Here is an 833-nt window from a genome sequence, read left to right as displayed (position 1 = left end):
TGCTCCGTATGTCGAAGCCCTGGCTCGCGACCTCGGACTGCCACTCTATCGGTCCTGGCGCGAGGGTGGCTTCGAGCGCGAGATGCTGCGCCACGATATGCCGACCGCGCCCGTGGTCTTCGAGACCCCGGAGGGGCGCGTCGTCGCCGGCGGGCAGGGCCATAACGGAACCCGGCTGCGCTTTCCCCAGGTCTCGGCCAGCCTGTCCGTGCGCTGGTGTTCGGCAAGCCTCAAGGTTGACGTAGCCGATCGTGCCCTCCGCGGACAGGACCGGTTCCTCAACTGTCGTACCCTGGTCGTGACAGGAGAACGTGCTGAAGAGAGCCCCGCACGGGCTCGATATGCGGCCTTTGAGCCTCACCGTACCGACACGAGAAACGGGACGCGTCGTCGTCGCCATGTCGATCACTGGAGGCCGGTACATCAGTGGTCCGAAGCAGAGGTCTGGGCGATCCTGAAGCGCTGGCGCGTCATGCCAGCCTATCCATATCAGGTCGGATTTTCGCGCCTGTCCTGCGCGTCCTGTATCTTCGGCAATGCAGACCAGTTCGCCACCCTGAAATGGATGGATGCGAACCGGTTTGCGAAATTGAACGGATATGAAAAGGACTTCGGCTGCACGATCAAACGTGACAGGGGGCTCGCGCAGCTGTCGTCCGAAGGGACGGTTTATGAAGCGGCCCGGTCGCGGCCCGATCTGGTCGCAGCCTGCCTGTCAGACCGCCCGTTGCAGACGGTTCTGACAGAAAACTGGACCCTCCCGGCCGGTGCCTTCGGTAACGGAGGAGGGCCCCTCTAGTTTCAGGCGCGGGCCGGACGGCCCCGTCGTTTTG

General features: G+C 64.0%; 1 protein-coding gene. It reads left to right on the top strand.

Annotated features, from left to right (window positions below; genetic code table 11):
* On the top strand, nucleotides 1–799 hold a 799-nt coding region (locus tag GOX01_RS12745; RefSeq protein ID WP_255314074.1), incomplete at its 5' end, for a phosphoadenosine phosphosulfate reductase domain-containing protein.
* Nucleotides 800–833 lie beyond the last annotated feature (34 nt).

The organism is Gluconobacter oxydans, assembly GCF_006539685.1.
Taxonomy (GTDB): Bacteria; Pseudomonadota; Alphaproteobacteria; order Acetobacterales; family Acetobacteraceae; genus Gluconobacter; species Gluconobacter oxydans.
Note: the sequence above shows the minus strand (reverse complement) of the source record. Positions and strands in the feature narration are given on the sequence as shown.